Raw genomic sequence first — 14,243 nt, 5'->3', positions numbered from 1 at the left:
ATGCCGATCTGGACCCGTTGCAAGTGGTAAAGCGGCAGATGCATACCGAATGCTCGAAATAGACGGTATTGCGGCATCATGTTCCTGACAGGGCGTGCGTACCGGGTCGATTAGAAGCGGCCGATTGCGTAAAATCGCCGTTCGGTTCGGCGGCCGGGGCGCTTGGGCGGAACCGCGGACCGGTTCCGGGGTGACGGAACGGGTCGGCGTCCTTATCTCTGTGCCATGTACAAACCAAAAGCCGGTCTTCCGACGCGCGAGCAGATCCTCGACTTCATCGCCACCTCAGACGTGCCTGCGGGCAAGCGCGAGATCGCCAAGGGCTTCGGGCTCAGCGCGCAGGACAAGATCGGGCTCAAGGCGCTGTTGAAGGACATGGCCGACGAGGGGCTGATCGACAGCGCCCCCGGTCGCGCCTTCCACAAGATGGGCGGTATCCCGAAGGTGACCGTGCTGCGGATCGCCGATGTCGACGATGGCGGCAATGTCTGGGCGGTGCCCGAGCGCTGGGAAGCGGAAGGCGTGCCGCCGCCACGGCTCCGTGTTCGCGAGCGGAAGCGCGGTGCGCTGGGGGTCGGCGAGCGGATCCTTGCGCGGACCGAGGAGGCTGGGAACGGCTGGATCGCGCATCCGATGAAGGTGCTGGCGCCCGCGTCCGAACAGGTGCTCGGCGTGCTGCGCGAGGAGGCGGGTCGGCTGTGGCTCACCGGCGTCGATAAGCGCGAGCGGCGGGAGTTCGCGGTGGCGGATGCAGGGGGCGCCGCGCCTGGCGATCTGGTGCTGGCGGAACTCGCAGGCAAGCCGCCCAAGATCGCCGCGCGCGTCGTGTCGAAGCTGGGCGATCCGTTCGCCGCGCGCAGCTTCTCGCTGATCGCGATCCACAAGCTGGGTATTCCGGACGTGTTCTCGCAGGAGACGCTCGACGAGGCGGAGCGCGTGTCGCAACTGCCGCTGGGGGAGGGGCGCGAGGATCTGCGCGACCTGCCGATCGTCGCGATCGACCCCGAGGATGCGCGCGATCACGACGACGCGGTGTGGGCGGAGGCGGATGACGATCCTGCGAACGCGGGCGGGTGGAAGGCGATCGTCGCGATTGCGGACGTGAGCTTTTACGTGCGGCCGAAGTCCGAAGTCGACCGCGAGGCGCGGCGGCGTGGGAACTCGGTATATTTCCCCGACCGCGTGGTGCCGATGCTCCCTGAGATCCTGTCGGCGGAGGTGTGTTCGCTGAAGGAAGGCGCGGACCGTGCGGCGCTCGCGTGCCATTTGCGGATCGGCAAGGATGGGTCGCTGAAGTCTTGGCGGTTTACGCGCGCGGTGGTGCGGATCGCGGCGAACCTTGCGTATGAAGAGGCGCAGGCGATCATCGACGCTTCCGCCCCTCCCGTAGACGGGCGGGGAGATATGTTGGCGGTGCTCCAGCCCCTCTGGGCCTGCTGGCATGCGCTGGCGAAGGCGCGCGATGCCCGCGCACCGCTCGATCTCGACCTGCCGGAACGCCGCGTGGTGCTCGACGAGAAGGGGCGGATCATGTCCGTCTCTCCCCGCGAACGGCTCGACGCGCATCGGCTGATCGAGGATTACATGATCGCCGCGAACGTCGCTGCCGCGAAGGCGCTGGAGGCGAAGAAGGCGCCGGTGATGTACCGCATCCACGAGCCACCGAGCCGTGAAAAGCTGATGGCGCTGAAGGAATATCTCGAGACGTTCGACGTGCCCTTCGCGCTCGGGCAGGTGGTCCGCCCGGCGACCTTCAACCACATCATCGAGCGGATCGGCGATGCCGATTTCCGCCCGCAGGTGATGGAGCAGATCCTCCGCACGCAGACCCAGGCCTATTATGCGCCCGGCAATCATGGGCATTTCGGCCTGAGTCTCGGCAGTTACGCGCATTTCACCTCGCCGATCCGGCGCTATGCCGATCTGCTCGTCCACCGCTCGCTGGTGTCCGCGTACGGGCTCGGCGACGGCGGGCTGCCGGCGGACGATGCGGCCAACATGGAGTCGGTCGGCGAGATCATCAGCCGGCTCGAACGTCGCGCGATGGAGGCCGAGCGCGACACCACCGATCGCTATGTCGCAGCGTTCCTGTCGGAGCGGGTCGGGCAAGTCATGGACGTGCGCATCACGGGCGTCACCAATTTCGGGTTCTTCGCGACGGTCGAAGGGATCGGCGGCGATGGCCTGATGCCGGTGCGCGACCTGGGCGGCGAGTATTTCCGGTTTGACGAGGGCGCGCGGACGCTGACCGGCGAGCATAGCGGGGACGTCTTCGCGCAAGGCCAGACGCTGGAGCTGCGGCTGGCGGAGGCGAACCCGGTATCGGGGGCGCTGCGGTTCGAGATGCCCGAGGGCAAGGGCGCGGCGCCGCCCATGCGCGGCGGGCGCAAGCCGGTGCGTGAGATCAAGCGGCGCGGGCGTCCGGCGAACATCCGTCATCAGGGCAAACGGCGTTAGGATTTGCGCAATCCCCCCGCGGTATGCGACGTCTTGGCCCGGGGGGAGACAGGTATGTGGGGACTTAGGTTAGGCCGGTCGCGGCGGCGTATCGTCAATGATTTCGTCGCGGCGAAGGCGACGACGGCAGCGCGCGCGATTCGCTATGAGGCGGCCGACCCCCGCACGTTTCGACGCCTTTGCGGCTATGGCGCGATCGTCGACGACGGCGCGGGGCGCTATCATCTCGACGCAGGCAGGCTCGGCGCGTTTCGCGGTGCGGTGCGCAGGCGGGCCGCAGCGATCGCAGCGACGTCGGGAGTGGTCGCCAGTGCAGCCGCCGCGGCGACGGTGTTCGCGCTGGCGGAGTGACGCGGGGCCGGGGACGAGAATTGGCCGGTATCCGTCATGCCGGACTCCTCCGGCATCGACCGTTCCGCATACGCCAGGGCCGGCGAGCTTGCGGGCCGATGGACCCCGGAACAGGTCCGGGGTGACGGCGTGTTGGCCGATGCCGGTGAGCGATAGACGCAACACGCTGCACCTCACCCGACCGTGAAGCTCAGCCCCGCCTTCGCCACCAGCCGATCGCGCAGTTTCGTGCCCATCAGCGCACCGGGCGTCCAGATCCCGCCATCGCCCGCGACGTCCTGGACGAGACACATCGCGGCCTCGGCGATCATCTTGCTGGTCGAGCCATAGCCGGGATCGCGATCGCCCGTGACGACCGCATCGATCCGTTCGCCGTCAGGCATCAGGCCGACGAACAGCAGGTCGTAATGTCCGGCATCGCGTTCCTCCTTCGAGGGTCCCTCGCCGGGCTTCGGTCCCTTGTCGCCCGAGAACGGGTTGAACTTCGCGATCGCCTCTGCCGCCACCTTGCCGAGATCGCCCAATCCGGCGACCATCATCTCGTCATAGACGAAGTCTGCGCCATACGCCTCGCCGAGCAGGAAGTTGGTGCGGTGGACGTTCTTGGTGTTGATCGGCGCCATCACGAACGGCGCGACCCAGGCGGAGATCGTCGTGTCGTATTCGGGGATCAGCCCGGTCGGCTGGTGCGGGCCGCTGAAGCCGGGGGTCAGCGCGAACGGGCTGGTCAGCAGCTTGACGATACCGGGATCGCGCGCGGCGGCGGCGAGCGTCGCCTTGAGGCTGGCCGCGGTGCCGCCCGAGAACGTCCCCTGCATTTTCCGCACGCGGCCTTTCACGCGGGGGGCGGGGGCGCCGTATTTCGCGCGCGCCGCGTCCTGCAAGGTGAGCACGCCGAGATCGAACGGGATCGAGTCGAACCCGCACGAGAACACGATCCGCGCGCCGGTGCGTGTCGCTTCGCCCTCATGCGCGTCGATCATGTGGCGCATCCAGGCGGGCTCGCCGCACAGATCGACATAGCCGGTCCCGGTGGCGGCGCAGGCAGCGACGAGATCGGAGCCGTAAAGCTGATACGGCCCGACCGTGGAAATGACGACGGTGGCGCGCTCTGCCATCGCGCGCAGGCTGGCGGGGGCGTCGGAGTCGGCGGTGATCAGCGGCGTGTCGGCGGGCGCACCGATCAGGTCGCGGACCTCCTGCAACTTCGCCAGCGAGCGCCCGGCCATCGCCCAGCGAACGCCGGTCGGATAGGTCTGGGCGAGGTATTCGGCGACCAGCCGGCCGGTGAACCCGGTTGCGCCGTAGATGACGATGTCGAAGTCGCGCATGTCCGTCTCCTGTTTTGCCGCCGAGTTTGCGCGCGGCGCCGCGCTATCGCAAGCGAAACGCCCGCGCGGATCTGTGCCTCGCCAAGCAGGCGTCGATCTGCGACTGTCGGCACATGGCATCCGATCCGAAAACCGTCGCGTTCATCGTCGACCAGCTCGCCGCCGCGGGCGACGTGTCCGCCAAGCCGATGTTCGGCGAATACGGCGTCTATTGCGACGGCAGGATGGTCGCGATGGTCTGCGACGACCAGTTGTTCGTCAAACCGACTCCGGGCGGGCGGGCGTTTGCCGGCACGATCGAGGAAGGCTCACCGTATCCGGGGGCAAAACCCTGCCTGCTGGTCGACGCCGATCGTTGGGACGATTCCGACTGGCTGGTCGAACTCGTCCGCATCTCGGCCGCGGAACTGCCGCTGCCGAAGCCTAAAAAGGCCAAGGCCCGGGTTTAGGGCGCATTGCCGTTTAGTCTAAGCCAGCAATGCTACCTTCGCCGTCATGCCGGGCTCGTTCCGGCATCCACGGTACCGCAGAATCGAGAGATTTTGGTTTGCGGACCGGTGGACCCCGGAACATGTCCGGGGTGACGAACGGTTTTGGCCTTACCCCCTTCGAAAGTCCCAATCGTCGATCCGCTCTAGATTACGCCGCCTCGTTGAACTGGAGGCTCGCCAGCCGCGCGTAGAGGCCGCTGTTGGTCATCAACGAGCCGTGCGAGCCCTCCTCGACGATCTGTCCGTCGCTCATCACGATGATCCGCTCTGCTGCGCGCACGGTGGCGAGGCGGTGCGCGATGACCAGCGTGGTGCGGTTCGCCATCAGCCGCTCGAGCGCTTCCTGGACGAGGCGCTCGCTCTCGGCATCGAGCGCACTGGTGGCCTCGTCGAGCAGCAGGATCGGTGCGTCGCGGAGCAACGCGCGGGCGATCGTCACGCGCTGGCGCTGGCCGCCCGACAGCCGCGCGCCGCCTTCGCCGAGGAACGTGTCCAGGCCCTCGGGCAGCTTGCGCAGGAACTCGGCGGCGTTGGCGGCTTCGGCGGCGGCCCAGAGCTGGTCGTCGGTCGCGGACCAGTCGCCGTAGCGGAGGTTGTCGCGGGCCGAGGCGCCGAAGATGATCGTCTCCTGCGGGACCATCGCGATGCGGGCGCGGACTTCCGCCGGATCGGCGTCGCGCAGGTCGATGCCGTCGAGCGTCACGCGGCCCGCATCGGGATCGTAGAAACGCTGGACCAGTTGGAACAACGTGGTCTTGCCTGCGCCCGAGGGGCCGACGACGGCGACCGTCTCGCCCGGCTTCACGTCGAGCGAGAAGTCGTTGAGCGCGGCGACATCGCGGCGCGTCGGGTAATGGAACTGCACGCCCTCGAAGGCGAGCGCGCCACGCGGCGGTTGCGGCAATGCGACCGGGTTGGCGGGCGGAGCGATCTCGGGCTTCTCACGGAGCAGTTCGGACAGGCGTCCAGCCGCGCCGGCCCCGCGCAACAGGTCGCCATACACTTCGGTCAGCGCGCCGAACGCGCCTGCGACGATGCCGCCGGTCAGCACGAAGGCGGCGATCGCGCCGCCGCTGATCCGCCCGGCGGCGACGTCGATCGCGCCTTCCCACAGGACCAGCGTGATCGAGCCGAACACGAGGCCGATGACGATCGCGGTCATCACTGCACGCAACATGATCCGTGCGCGGGCCGCGGCAAAGGTCGCGCCGACCGCGTCCGCGAAGCGCGCGGCCTCGCGGTCTTCCTGGCCGAACGCCTGCACGACCTTCATTGCGCCAAGTGTCTCGGTGGCGATCGAGCCGACGTCGGCGACGCGGTCCTGCGAGGTGCGCGAGTAGTTGCGGACGCGTTTGCCGAGCAGCGCGATCGGCAGGATGATGAGGGGGATGCCGATCATCAGCATGCCGGCAAGCTTCGGCGAGATCGCGAAGAGGTAGATCAGCCCGCCGATCCCGGTGAAGGTGTTGCGCAGCGCGATCGACACCGTGCTGCCGACGACCTGTTCGATCAGCGCGGTGTCCGAGGTGAGGCGCGAGGCGATCTCGGACGGGCGGTTCTCCTCGAAGAAGCGCGGGGTCAGGCGGAGCAGGTGGCGTTGCACGTTGGTGCGGATGTCCGCGACGACGCGCTCGCCGAGCCACGAGACGTAATAGAATCGGACCGCGGTCGCGAGTGCGAGGACGACGACGATCATCAGCAGATAGTGGAACGACGCTGCGACCGATCCGCTCTCGCCGGGGCCGAAGCCGCGATCGATCACGCGCTTGAAACCGTACGGGATGCCGATCGTCGCCGCCGACGTCATCAGCAGCGCGAGGCCAGCGAAGGCGATCTGGCGGGGATAGTTGGCGGCGTGGCGCCACACCATCGCGAGATCGCCGATCCGGCGGGACGTCTTTTCTTCGGGTATCGGCTTGGCCATGCGCGGGACCTAGCAGTGGCAGGGGTGGCGCTCAACGGGAACCGCGTGACGCTGCGCTTCATCCCGGCCGTCCCGGATCGGGCCGCACGTCGATGATCCAACGATCGCGCGTTGCACTGCAACGAAATTACACTAGGTTATGAGAAAGCCCGATGAGGCGAGAGGATACCGCATGCTCTACGACGCTTATGAATTCCAACGCTCCATGATGGCCGGGGCGAGCCAGATGGCCAGTTTCGGCGCCGATATGCTGAACAACCCGGCAAACCCGTTCTCCTATTTGGGCGGTGGCGCGGTGATCGGATCGGCGCTCGAGGTGTTCGCACACGCACACGCGACGCGAGGGAAGCCGGCCTTCGGGCTAGACCAGACGATGATCGACGGGCGCGAGGTCGCGGTCCGCGAGGAGATCGTGCTGCGCAAGGATTTCGGACAGCTCAAGCGTTTCGTCCGTGACGGCGTCGCGGGCGGCCCCAAGCTGCTGATCGTCGCACCGATGTCGGGGCATTACGCGACGTTGCTGCGCGGAACGGTCGAGCGGATGCTGCCGTTCGCCGACGTCTACATCACCGACTGGCGCGACGCGCGCAGCGTGCCGCTGTCGGCCGGGCAGTTCGATCTCGACGATTATGTCGATTACCTGATCGAATTCCTCGAGACGATCGGCGCGAACGAGGGGCAGGGGGGTACGCACATGCTCGCCGTCTGCCAGCCTTCGGTGCCGTGCTATGCCGCCGCTGCCTTGATGAGCGCGGACAAGAATCCGTGCCGGCCCAAGACGTTGACGTTGATGGGCGGGCCGGTCGATACGCGTGAGGCGCCGACCGCGGTCAACACGCTGGCGACCGAGCGGCCGCATGCGTGGTTCGAGCAGAACGTGATCGCGACGGTGCCCGGCAATTATCCGGGGGCCGGGCGGAAAGTGTATCCCGGGTTCCTGCAACTTGCCGGGTTCATGTCGATGAATCTGGGCAACCACATGGTCTCGCACTGGGAGATGTATAAGCATCTCGTCCAGGGCGACGGCGAGAGCGCGTCGCAGAGCCAGGATTTCTACGAGGAATACCGCTCGGTCTGCGACATGACCGCGGAGTTCTACCTCCAGACGATCGACGTGGTTTTCCAGAGCCATGCGCTGCCACGAGGGATCATGACGCACCGCGGGCGGCTGGTGGACCCGGCGGCGATCACCGATATCGGCCTGCTGGCGATCGAGGGCGAGCGCGACGATATCTCGGGGTTGGGGCAGACCAAGGCCGCGCTGACTCTGGCGACGGCGTTGCCGGAAGACAAGAAGCGGTATTTCATGGCCGAGGGTGCCGGCCATTACGGGATCTTCAACGGCTCGCGCTGGCGGGACAAGATCGCACCGGTGGTGGAAGAGTTCATCACCGCGAACGGGTGAGGGTGGAAACTCTCGCTTAGCGCGCCACTACCTCCCCCCATACGTCACCCCAGCGCAAGCTGGGGTCTCCCCGTTGATTGGCGTCGAGGCCTGAACCGGGAGATACCAGCTTTCGCTGGTATGACGGAGTAGGGTGGTAGGCGGAGCCGGAACTACTCACCCACTTACGCTATTATGCGAGCGAGCCGCGTTACGCGATCGAGCCGACCACGGCGTGGCTGCTCGACTCGTCCGGGCGGATCGTGCCGCCGAACAGCATCTTCAGGCGACCGCCGACCGAGATATCGGTTTCCCAGAGCTCGGCGCTGTCGATGTCGAAGCGGAGCAGCGTGAGGTTGGGGTCTTCCTTGCCGCCGGGAAACCATGCTTCGACCTGGTTGTTCCAGAGCTTGTCGATCTGCGTGCGATCGTTCGACGTCGAGACGTCGCCGGCCATGCACGCGAAGAAATCATGGCCCTTGCCGACGAACTGCGCCATCGCCGCGCCGCCCTTGGCAATGCGATTGTCGCGGCCGGCGAAGAAGAACAGCGTGTTGGGCTGATCGTCGTCGAGCTGCGCGGTCATCGGCTCGGAATGCTGGCCGTCATTGAGGCCGATCATCACGAACGGGCTCGCCTTCAGCTTGTCGATGAACTTCGCTGCGACTTCCTGCGGGGTATCCTTGTCGGCCATCATCATTCTCCTATGGGCTTGGATTGCCTGTGAGAACGGGTGGGGCGGAGGTTGGTTGCGGCGCTCGTGCATTCCGTCAGAAGCGATGCCGCTTGGTGAAACACCATTCGACGCGTCATGATGACGGCGGCCGCAACTCTGCGGCCAGCCAGAAAGCATCGAGAATTTCTCTCACCGATCTGTGTCTGATACTAGGCGTACTCTTTGCCTTCGCGACCTTGGTCGTGAAGATCATCGAAGTTGCACGTCGAGGATAAGCACACAGGCAGGGTTCGGGCTGACATTCGAGCCCCAAACATATTAGAGCCCCGGTTGCTGACACAGCCGGGGCTCCCAGAAAGGCGAGAATGTCCTTCGCCGAAAGATTAGATATCCCGTTGTCGGATATCTTTCAAGTTCACAGCACTTCGAACAACCCCGCCGCGCCCATGCCGCCGCCGACGCACATCGTGACCACGACATACTTCGCCCCGCGACGCTTGCCTTCGATCAGCGCGTGGCCGGTCGCGCGGGCGCCGGTCATGCCGTAGGGGTGGCCGATCGAGATCGCGCCGCCGCTGACGTTGAGCCGCTCGTCGGGGATGCCGAGCGTGTCTCGGCAATAGAGCACCTGCACCGCAAACGCCTCGTTCAGCTCCCACAGGCCGATATCGTCCATCTTGAGGCCGAAGCGCTTTAGCAGCTTGGGGATCGCCACGACCGGGCCGATGCCCATCTCGTCGGGCTCGGTGCCGCCGACCGCGATGCCGACATAGCGACCGAGCGGCTGGAGACCGCGCTGCGAGGCGATCTTCTCTTCCATCAGGACCGACGACGACGATCCGTCCGACAACTGCGACGCGTTGCCCGCGGTGATCGTGAAGTCGGGGCCCATCACCGGCTTCAGCGACTGCAACCCTTCCAGCGTGGTGTCGGCGCGGTTGCCCTCGTCCTTGGTGACCGTCACGTCCTTGTAGGTGACCTCCTTGGTCGCCTTGTCGACGATCGCCATGTTCGCATCGACGGAAATGATTTCCTTGTCGAAATAGCCCGCAGCCTGCGCGGCGGCGGTGCGCTGCTGCGACTGGAGCGCGTAGGCGTCCATCGCGTCGCGGCTGATGCCGTAGCGCTTGGCGACGACCTCGGCCGTCTGCAGCATCGGCATGTAGACGTCCTTGTGCATCGCGATCAGCTGGGGATCGGGCGCGACGCGCATCTGCGGGGTCTGGACGAGACTGATGCTCTCGACGCCGCCGCCGATCGTGATGTCCATGTTGTCGGTGATGATCTGCTTGGCGGCGGTGGCGATCGCCATCAGGCCGGACGCGCACTGGCGGTCGACCGACATGCCCGAAACCGTGACCGGAAGACCGGCGCGCAGCAACGAGGTGCGGGCGATGTTGCCGGCCTGATGGCCCTGCTGAAGCGCACAGCCGAAGACGACGTCGTCGACTTCCGCCCCGTCGATCCCGGCGCGCTCGACCGCGGCCTTGATCGAGTGCGACGCGAGCGTGGGGGCGGGGGTGTTGTTGAAGCCGCCGCGATAGGCGCGGCCGATCGGGGTGCGGGCGGTGGAGACGATGACGGCTGAACGCATGATGGGGTCCTTCTGAAGTGTTGAGCCGTCACCCCAGCGAAAGCTGGGGTCTTTCGATTGGCGGGCGTCGTGGCCCGAACCGGGAGATACCAGCGTTCGCTGGCATGACGATCATGGTTGCGGGGTTAGGGTTGCGGTTTCAAACGAAGACCTGGCTGATCCATTCGGCGATCAGGGCGGGCTTTTCCTGGCCTTCGATCTCGACCGAGAAGGCGTTGGTCTGCTGCCACTGGCCCGGGCGTTTTTCGTCGAACGAGAGCAGCTTGAACCGCCCGCGTACCTTCGAACCGGAGCGGACGGGGGTCAGGAACCGCACCGAGTTGCCGCCATAATTGACGCCCATCTTGGCGCCCTCGATCGTCGGCGCGTCGGGAATTTTCGACGACAGCAGCGGCATCAGCGACAGGGTCAGGAAGCCGTGCGCGATCGTGCCGCCGAACGGGGTCTGTGCCGCGCGGACCGGATCGATGTGAATGAACTGGTGATCGCCGGTCGCGTCGGCGAACGTGTCGATCATGGCTTGCGTGACCTCGACCCAGTCCGACACCGTCTCGATGCCGACCCGCTTTTGCATCTCGGCGGTGGTGATCGTCGCCACGGCATTCCCCTCAAAGCCTGTTTGGCGCTAAGCGCTCGGATGTCTCTAGGCGTACAGGCGAGCAGATCGCAAGCCTCACCCAACCGGAAGCTGGAAAATGTCGACTGCCGTAACGTCCAATGCCCGTGATATCATGGCCAAGCTGTACCGCGCGAGCGAACCCGATGTTCTAAAACCGTTGCTGGACCGCGCCGCGCTCGATTCGGATTCGCGCGAGCGGGTGATGGGGCATGCGCTGGGTCTGCTGGCGGACCTCCGTGCGGCACAGAGCAAGGGGTGGGTGAACCAGTTCCTCCAGGAATATCGACTGAATTCCTCGGAAGGCATCGCGCTGCTGTCGTTGGCCGAGGCGTTCCTGCGCGTGCCCGATCCCGAGACGGCGGATCTGCTGATCGCAGACAAGCTCGGCGATGCGAACTGGCGCGCGCATGCGGGCAAGTCGAACTCGAAGCTGGTGAACTCGGCGACCTGGGGGCTGGTGGTCGGCCGCGTGCTGGTCGGCGAGGGATCGACCGGACCGCTGCGCCGCCTGATCAGCCGCGCGGGCGAGCCGTTCGTGCGACAGGCGGTCGGCGCGGCGATGAAGATGATGGGCGAGATCTTCGTGATGGGTCGGACCATCGACGAGGCGATGAAGCGGATGCGCCGGCCCGAGAACAAGGGCTTCACCGCGAGCTTCGACATGCTCGGCGAAGCGGCGCGGACGCATGCCGACGCGCAGCGCTATTTCCAGTCCTATGTCGGTGCGGTCGATGCGGTCGGGCGCGATCCGGCGGCGGGGCATTCGATCTCGGTCAAGCTGTCGGCGCTCCACCCGCGCTATGAAGTGGCGCGGTGGAGCGAGTGCGTGCCGGCGCTGACCGAGATGCTGGAGGCGCTGGCGGTGCAGGCGGCGTCGAAGGGGATCGCGCTGACCGTCGATGCGGAGGAATCCGAGCGGCTGGAAATGAGCCTGGACATCATCGGCACCGTCGCCGCGCTGCCGTCGCTGAAGGGCTGGGACGGGTTCGGCATGGCGGTGCAGGCCTATGGCAAGCGCGCGCGGCCGGTGATCGCATGGGCGAACGGGCTGGACCGGGTCATGAACGTCCGGCTGGTGAAGGGCGCGTATTGGGATAGCGAGATCAAGCGGACCCAGGTCGAGGGCCTGGCGGACTATCCGCTGTTCACGCGCAAGGCGGCGACCGATGTGTCGTATCTGGCGGTGGCGAAGGACATGCTGGCGGCGGAGAATATCCGGCCGGCGTTTGCCAGCCACAACGCGCTGACGGTCGCGACGATCATGGAATGGGCCGGCAACAGCCGCGACTTCGAGTTCCAGCGGCTATACGGCATGGGCGACGGGCTGTACGAACGGCTGGTGCAGGAGAATGGCTATCATTGCCGCGTGTACGCGCCGGTTGGCGGGCACCGCGACCTGCTCGCATATCTGGTGCGACGGCTGTTGGAGAACGGGGCGAATTCGAGCTTCGTGCACCAGTTGGCCGACGAGCGGCTGACCGAGGCGGAGATTTTGGCCGACCCGGTCGCGAAGATCGCCGCCGTCGGGGGCAAGCGGCATCCGAGCATCCCGTTGCCGGTGGATCTGTTCGGGGCTGGGGGGCACCGGAATTCTGCCGGGTTGGATTTGAGCGATGTGGGGACGTTGGAGGCGACGGTTGCGGCAGTGAATGCGCCGTTGTCGCCCGACCTCCACCCCGGCGAAGGCCGGGGCCCAATTGGGGGCGGTGGATTGGCGGAGGACGGCGCGTCGTCACAACAGCCTTCCCAATTGGACCCCGGCCTTCGCCGGGGGGGGGTAGAGAGCTCGGGCGGGGATCACGTTACGGCTGCCATCACGCGCGCGCATGCGGCGTTTCCGGCATGGTCGCGGACGCCGGTCGACGATCGGGCCGCGTGTCTCGAACGGCTTGCCGACCTGCTCGAGAAGCACCGCGACGAATTGATGGCGATCTGCGTGCAGGAGGCGTTCAAGACGATTGCGGACGCGATCGGCGAAGTGCGCGAGGCGGCTGATTTCTGTCGCTATTACGCGCAGCAGGCCCGGACGAACCTCCAGGCGATCGAGCTGCCGGGGCCGACCGGCGAGCGCAACATGCTGCACATCGAGGGTCGCGGTGTCTGGGCGACGATCGCGCCGTGGAACTTCCCGCTGGCGATCTTCCTTGGGCAGACGGTGGCGGCGCTCGTGACGGGCAACAGCGTGGTCGCCAAGCCCGCGCCCCAGACGCCGCGGATCGCCGCGCTGGCGGTCGCTTTGGCGCATGAGGCGGGCGTGCCGGCCGACGTGCTGATCCTCGTCACGGGCGGGACCGAAGTCGGCGCCGCGCTGACCGCGGACGTGCGGATCCAGGGGGTCGCGTTCACCGGGTCGACCGCGACCGCGCGCAAGATCGCGCGGGCGCTGCTCGACGACGACAGCCGCCCGATCGTGCCGCTGATCGCGGAGACCGGAGGGATCAACGCGATGATCGTCGATTCCACCGCCTTGCCCGAGCAGGTGGTGGCGGATGTGATCGCCTCGTCGTTCCGCTCGGCGGGGCAACGCTGTTCGGCGCTCCGGCTGCTGCTGGTGCAGGACGACATCGCCGACGGCGTGATCGAGATGCTGTCGGGTGCGATGGACACGTTGCGGATCGGGCGGTCGGGGGATCCCGCGACCGACGTGGGGCCGGTGATCGACCAGGCCGCATACGACAAGCTGATGGCGTACCGCGAGAGCGTGCGCGGGCAGTGGGTGAAGGCGCTCGACGTGCCGGAGGACGGGCTGTTCGTGCCGCCGACGCTGGTGCGGATCGGGGCGATCGAGGACCTGAACCAGGAATGGTTCGGGCCGATCCTGCATGTCGCGACGTGGGAGGCGGGCAAGCTGAGCGAGACGATCGCTCGGGTCAACGCCAAGGGCTATGGCCTGACGATGGGGTTGCACAGCCGTATCGCGCGGGCGGCCGAGGTGATGGAAGCCGAGGCTGCGGTGGGCAACCTGTACATCAACCGGTCGATGATCGGTGCGGTCGTGGGATCGCAGCCATTCGGGGGCGAGGGGCTGTCGGGGACCGGACCAAAGGCCGGTGGTCCGCGCTATCTGTACCGGTTCTGCGCCGAGCGGGCGGTGTCGGTGGATACGACGAGCGCCGGGGGGAATGCGACGTTGCTGTCGTTGGACGAGGGCGGGATTTAGTTGCCGCTCAACCGAACTCGGTCTCCGTTCGTTTCATAATGCACATCCCCGGCATCATAGAGCACCACCCCGGCGGAGGCCGGGGTCCAATTGGGAAACGGTGCTGACGACCGTTGCGCTTCGTTACTGCGACCATGCCAATTGGTCCCCGGCCTTCGCCGGGGTGGTCGGGGGTAGGGGGACGAGAGGATCACGCGCTGTTCCCCCGCACAAGCGGGAGAACAGGGTTCCAAGGGACCGTGTTTCTGATCCTGAG

At 66.6% G+C, this 14,243-nt stretch carries 10 protein-coding genes; 5 read left to right on the top strand and 5 right to left on the bottom strand.

Features of this window, described 5'->3' with window-relative positions; all coding sequences use genetic code 11:
- Positions 1-225: 225 nt before the first annotated feature.
- Together EQZ23_RS05800 and EQZ23_RS05795 are read left to right on the top strand one after the other, a co-directional pair.
- Complete coding sequence (locus EQZ23_RS05800; RefSeq protein ID WP_128453412.1) at positions 226-2,457, top strand: VacB/RNase II family 3'-5' exoribonuclease; 2,232 nt, start codon at positions 226-228, stop codon at positions 2,455-2,457.
- Between the two features lie 54 nt (positions 2,458-2,511).
- A complete protein-coding gene (locus EQZ23_RS05795) occupies positions 2,512-2,808 on the top strand; it encodes a hypothetical protein (protein WP_128453411.1) in 297 nt (98 codons plus the stop codon).
- Between the two features lie 173 nt (positions 2,809-2,981).
- Here EQZ23_RS05795 and EQZ23_RS05790 read toward each other — a convergent pair whose 3' ends face one another.
- Entirely contained in the window at positions 2,982-4,139 is a 1,158-nt protein-coding gene (locus EQZ23_RS05790; protein ID WP_128453410.1) for a saccharopine dehydrogenase NADP-binding domain-containing protein, read from the bottom strand.
- Between the two features lie 113 nt (positions 4,140-4,252).
- Between EQZ23_RS05790 and EQZ23_RS05785 the strand changes: the two genes are divergently transcribed.
- The gene (locus EQZ23_RS05785) at positions 4,253-4,588 is read left to right on the top strand and encodes a TfoX/Sxy family protein (RefSeq protein ID WP_128453409.1); all 336 of its coding nucleotides are present in this window, start codon (positions 4,253-4,255) and stop codon (positions 4,586-4,588) included.
- Positions 4,589-4,778: 190 nt separating this feature from the next.
- On the opposite strand, the gene EQZ23_RS05780 is transcribed toward EQZ23_RS05785, so the two are convergent.
- The gene (locus EQZ23_RS05780) at positions 4,779-6,554 is read right to left on the bottom strand and encodes an ABC transporter transmembrane domain-containing protein (protein ID WP_128453408.1); all 1,776 of its coding nucleotides are present in this window, start codon (positions 6,552-6,554) and stop codon (positions 4,779-4,781) included.
- A 172-nt stretch (positions 6,555-6,726) separates the two neighbouring features.
- Here EQZ23_RS05780 and phaZ point away from each other — a divergent pair, with 172 nt between their 5' ends.
- Positions 6,727-7,959: a polyhydroxyalkanoate depolymerase gene (phaZ, locus tag EQZ23_RS05775; RefSeq protein WP_128453407.1), complete on the top strand. Its 1,233-nt coding sequence runs from the start codon at positions 6,727-6,729 to the stop codon at positions 7,957-7,959.
- Between the two features lie 190 nt (positions 7,960-8,149).
- On the opposite strand, the gene EQZ23_RS05770 is transcribed toward phaZ, so the two are convergent.
- From EQZ23_RS05770 to EQZ23_RS05760, 3 genes are all read right to left on the bottom strand, one after another.
- Complete coding sequence (locus EQZ23_RS05770; protein ID WP_128453406.1) at positions 8,150-8,632, bottom strand: pyridoxamine 5'-phosphate oxidase family protein; 483 nt, start codon at positions 8,630-8,632, stop codon at positions 8,150-8,152.
- Positions 8,633-9,029: 397 nt separating this feature from the next.
- Complete coding sequence (locus EQZ23_RS05765) at positions 9,030-10,208, bottom strand: acetyl-CoA C-acyltransferase (RefSeq protein WP_128453405.1); 1,179 nt, start codon at positions 10,206-10,208, stop codon at positions 9,030-9,032.
- 139 nt (positions 10,209-10,347) lie between these two features.
- Positions 10,348-10,806, bottom strand: a complete 459-nt coding sequence (locus tag EQZ23_RS05760; protein WP_128453404.1) for a MaoC family dehydratase — start codon at positions 10,804-10,806, stop codon at positions 10,348-10,350.
- A 97-nt stretch (positions 10,807-10,903) separates the two neighbouring features.
- On the opposite strand from EQZ23_RS05760, the gene putA reads away from it, so the two are divergent.
- On the top strand, positions 10,904-13,987 hold the full coding sequence (putA, locus tag EQZ23_RS05755) for a bifunctional proline dehydrogenase/L-glutamate gamma-semialdehyde dehydrogenase PutA (protein WP_128453403.1): 3,084 nt from the start codon (positions 10,904-10,906) through the stop codon (positions 13,985-13,987).
- The last annotated feature ends 256 nt before the right edge of the window (positions 13,988-14,243 follow it).

Origin of the sequence: Sphingomonas sp. UV9, assembly GCF_004101245.1 — a bacterium.
GTDB lineage: Bacteria > Pseudomonadota > Alphaproteobacteria > Sphingomonadales > Sphingomonadaceae > Sphingomonas.
Note: the sequence above shows the minus strand (reverse complement) of the source record. Positions and strands in the feature narration are given on the sequence as shown.